Source organism: Streptomyces sparsus, from assembly GCF_054776295.1.
The window spans coordinates 1-4,290 of sequence record NZ_BAAHCA010000412.1; the positions used below are offsets into that span (position 1 = coordinate 1).

Sequence of the window (4,290 nt, forward strand, 5' to 3'; positions counted from 1 at the left end):
TCCCCGGCGCCGTCCTCCGCCGCGTCGACCACCGTCGCGGTGCCGGCGACCGGAGGCGTCCACCACTGGACGACCCTGCACGCCCGCGTCTCCCTCAGCGGGGTGCGGGACCTGCACGTCGTGCTGCGCGGCCCGGTCCGCCTGGCCCGCCTGGACTTCCTCCGCCCGGGGGACCGGCACCCGACCACGGCAAGGAATGGCTCATGAAGTTCACCGACGGTTTCTGGCTCATGCGTGAAGGCGTCCGGGCCACCTACGCCGCGCAGGTCCGAGACCTGCGCATCGAGCCCGACCGCTTCACCGCCTACGCCGCCGACAAGCACGTCAGGGGCCGGGGCGACACCCTCAACTCCCCACTGATCACCGTCGAGTGCTTCTCCCCGGCCGAGGGCGTCATCGGCGTCCGCGCCACCCACCACGCGGGCCGGGCCCGCCGGGGGCCGGACTTCGACCTGCCGGGCGCCCGAGCGGGAGGGGTGGCCCGTACCACCAGGGACGGGTCCGTCACCGAACTGACCAGCGGCCCGCTCACCGCCCGCCTCGACCGCGACGCGGCCTGGGGCATCCAGTTCCTCGACGGCGAAGGGCGCCCCCTCACCGCCGTCGAACCGAAGGGCACCGCCTTCGCGACCGTCGACGACGGCAGCCACCACATGATCGCCCAACTCGCCCTGGCCGTCGGGGAGAACGTCTACGGGCTCGGCGAGCGCTTCACGCCCTACGTCAAGAACGGCCAGACCGTCGACATCTGGCAGGCCGACGGCGGCACCAGCAGCGAACTCGCCTACAAGAACGTGCCGTTCTACCTCTCCTCACGCGGCTACGGCGTGTTCGTCAACCATCCCGGCAGGGTGTCCTTCGAAGTCGGGTCCGAGTCCGTCGGGCAGGTCCAGTTCAGCGTCGAGGACCAGTCGCTGGAGTACTACGTCATCGCCGGGCCCACCCCGAAGGACGTGCTCGCCCGCTACACCGCGCTCACCGGCCGCCCGGCACTGCCGCCCGCCTGGTCCTTCGGCCTGTGGCTCACCACGTCCTTCTGCACGGCCTACGACGAGGAGACCGTCAGCTCCTTCGTCGACGGCATGGCGGCCCGCGACATCCCGCTCACCGTCTTCCACTTCGACTGCTTCTGGATGCGCGAGTACCAGTGGTCGGACTTCCGGTGGGACCCGGACGTCTTCCCCGACCCGGACGGCATGCTCAGGCGGCTCAAGGAACGCGGCCTGCGCATCAGCATGTGGATCAACCCCTACATCGCCCAGAAGTCCGCCCTGTTCGAGGAGGCGGCCGAACTCGGTTACCTCGTCAAACGGGCCAACGGCGACGTCTGGCAGTGGGACCTGTGGCAACCCGGCATGGCACTGGTCGACTTCACCCACCCCGAGGCCCGCGAGTGGTTCGCGGGCAAGCTCCGCCCGCTGCTCGACCAGGGTGTCGACTGCTTCAAGACCGACTTCGGCGAGCGCGTGCCCACCGACGTCGTCTGGCACGACGGCTCCGACCCCGAGCGCATGCGCAACTACTACACGCACCTCTACAACCGGACCGTCTTCGAGCTGCTGGAGAAGGAACGCGGCCACGGCGAGGCGGTGCTCTTCGCCCGCTCGGCCACCGCCGGCGGCCAGCAGTACCCCGTGCACTGGGGCGGCGACTGCTTCGCCTCGTTCAACGCGATGGCCGAGTCACTGCGCGGCGGCCTCTCGCTCAGCCTGTCCGGCTTCGGCTTCTGGAGCCACGACATCGGCGGCTTCGAAGGCACACCCGACCCGGCGGTCTTCAAACGCTGGCTCGCCTTCGGCCTGCTCTCCTCCCACAGCCGGCTGCACGGCAACGTCTCCTACCGGGTGCCGTGGGAGTTCGGCGAGGAGGCCGTCGACGTCACCCGCAAGTTCACCCGCCTCAAGCACCGCCTGATGCCGTACCTGTACGGTGCCGCCGCCGAGGCCCACCACACCGGTGTGCCGACGATGCGGCCGATGGTCCTGGAGTTCCCCGACGACCCCGCCTGCCGCTCCCTGGACCGCCAGTACATGCTCGGCCCGGACCTGCTCGTCGCCCCCGTCTTCACCGCCGACGGGAACGTCGAGTACTACGTGCCGGAAGGCACCTGGACCAGGCTGCTCACCGGCGAGACGGTCACCGGCCCGGCCTGGCGGCAGGAGACCCACGGCTTCGACAGCCTGCCGCTGCTGGTCAGGCCCGGCGCGGTGCTGCCCGTCGGCGCCGACGAGCAGCGCCCCGACGGCGACTGGCTGGACGGCCTCACCCTGCGGGTCTTCGCACCGCCGCCCGGCCTCGACACCACCGTCACCGTGCCCGACGCCGCGGGCCGCCCCGCGGCCACCTACCGCGTCCGCCGGGACGGCGACACCCTGATCGCCACCCCCGACGACGACACCCGCCGCTACCGGCTGGAGGCCGGCAGCGCCACCACCGAGGGCAGCGGCACCCTGACCCTCACCCTGCCCTGAGCCCCGACCGGTGCGGCAGTTCCCCGCCGCGCGGGCGGGAGGCGTCCGGAACCCGGCGCCTCCCGCCCACGCGGGGGAGCCGCTGACCAGCGCTGTCCGATGGCCGGGCACCACCGGGGCCCGTCCCGCCCCACCCATTAGGCTTGCCGACATGGCCGACGCACCGTACAAGCTGATCCTCCTCCGCCACGGCGAGAGCGAATGGAACGCGAAGAACCTGTTCACCGGCTGGGTGGACGTCAACCTCACCGACAAGGGCGAGAAGGAGGCTGTCCGCGGCGGCGAGCTGCTCAAGGACGCCGGCCTGCTGCCCGACGTCCTGCACACCTCGCTCCAGAAGCGGGCCATCCGCACCGCGCAGCTCGCGCTGGAGTCCGCCGACCGGCTCTGGATCCCCGTGCACCGCTCCTGGCGCCTCAACGAGCGGCACTACGGCGCCCTCCAGGGCAAGAACAAGGCGGAGACGCTCGCCGAGTTCGGCCAGGAGCAGTTCATGCTGTGGCGCCGCTCCTACGACACGCCGCCGCCGGAGCTGGAGGACGGCGCCGAGTGGTCGCAGAGCGACGACGCGCGCTACGCCACCATCCCGCCGGAGCTGCGCCCCCGCACCGAGTGCCTCAAGGACGTCGTCACCCGGATGCTGCCGTACTGGTACGACAGCATCGTGCCCGACCTCCTGACCGGCCGCGTCGTGCTCGTCGCCGCCCACGGCAACAGCCTGCGCGCCCTCGTCAAGCACCTCGACGGCGTCTCCGACGAGGAGATCGCCGGCCTGAACATCCCCACCGGCATCCCCCTCAAGTACGACCTCGACGACGCCTTCCGCCCCCTCAACCCGGGCGGCACCTACCTCGACCCGGACGCCGCCAAGGCCGCCATCGAGGCCGTGAAGAACCAGGGCAAGAAGTAGTAAGCCGCACCGACCGAGCCCCCTGTCCGCGATCCGTCGCGGGCAGGGGGCTCGACGCTGCCCATGGCCTGTGGTGCGCTCGGCGTCAGTCCCGTCAGATGGCCAGAGCTTCTCCTCTGGGGAGAGACGGACGGTGGCCTAGCAGTGCGTCGCGCGCACGTCCGGACTGGCCGGTCCGTTCCTGCCGTACGCAGAGGTCCAGCGGTCGGCCGCCCCGAGCCCAGGGATGCGCGCCGAACCGGTCCCGTAGCCTCTGCCCGGACGGGCGGGTCGATCATGTGCCGGAGGGGAGTGGCCGCCGTGGTGCCAGGTGAGCTGGTGAGGTTGCGGGCGATGGTGCCGTCGGACGCCGACGCGTTGTGGCGCTGGAACCACGACCCGGAGGTCATGCGCTGGATGCGGGACGGGTACGCCCAGTCCCCGACGCGGGTCAGGAAGTGGCTGGAGGAGCTGCCGCGCAACACGTACAACGACGTGCTGTACGGCGTCGAGGCGGCGGCCGACGGGCGGCTCATCGGGCTCGTCCACCTGAGCGGCGCCGAACCGGAGGAGGGCTGCGCCGAGTTGGACATCTACCTCGGCGAGAAGGACTACTGGGGACGCGGCCACGCCACCGACGCGGTGCGGGCGATCTGCCGGTACGGCTTCGACAAGATGCGGCTGCACCGGATCACGTTGACCGTCGTCACCGAGAACCACGCGGCGCACCACGTGTACCGCAAGGTGGGCTTCGTCGAGGAGGGCACGCTGCGGCAGGCGTTCCGGCGCGACGGCCGGTGGTACGACATGTTCACGATGGGCCTGCTTGAGGGCGAACTCCGCCTCTGACGTCGCCCGGGCGGGCCCCGCGAGGCTCCGGCGCTGCCCGGCGTGCCCGGTGGCCGCCCGCCGCCTGTCGCCCGGCTCCGG

Annotated in this window: 4 protein-coding genes; all 4 read left to right on the forward strand. The window is 71.6% G+C overall.

The genetic code is table 11. The annotated features are described in order from the left end of the window. On the forward strand, positions 1-207 hold a 207-nt coding region (locus ACYVE9_RS17445; RefSeq protein WP_461028803.1), incomplete at its 5' end, for a carbohydrate-binding protein. Beyond that, complete coding sequence (gene yicI, locus ACYVE9_RS17450) at positions 204-2,471, forward strand: alpha-xylosidase (protein ID WP_461028804.1); 2,268 nt, start codon at positions 204-206, stop codon at positions 2,469-2,471. The genes ACYVE9_RS17445 and yicI, both read left to right, overlap by 4 nt. A 151-nt stretch (positions 2,472-2,622) precedes the next feature. Then, on the forward strand, positions 2,623-3,381 hold the full coding sequence (locus ACYVE9_RS17455; RefSeq protein ID WP_461028805.1) for a phosphoglyceromutase: 759 nt from the start codon (positions 2,623-2,625) through the stop codon (positions 3,379-3,381). 300 nt (positions 3,382-3,681) lie between these two features. Next, positions 3,682-4,209: a GNAT family N-acetyltransferase gene (locus ACYVE9_RS17460; RefSeq protein ID WP_461028806.1), complete on the forward strand. Its 528-nt coding sequence runs from the start codon at positions 3,682-3,684 to the stop codon at positions 4,207-4,209. Positions 4,210-4,290 lie beyond the last annotated feature (81 nt).

What these genes read in the sequence shown, in the direction of transcription:
- yicI (WP_461028804.1), top strand. Translation starts at nt 204, where the DNA reads ATGAAGTTCACCGACGGTTTCTGGCTCATGCGTGAAGGCGTCCGGGCC.
- ACYVE9_RS17455 (WP_461028805.1), top strand. Translation starts at nt 2,623, where the DNA reads ATGGCCGACGCACCGTACAAGCTGATCCTCCTCCGCCACGGCGAGAGC.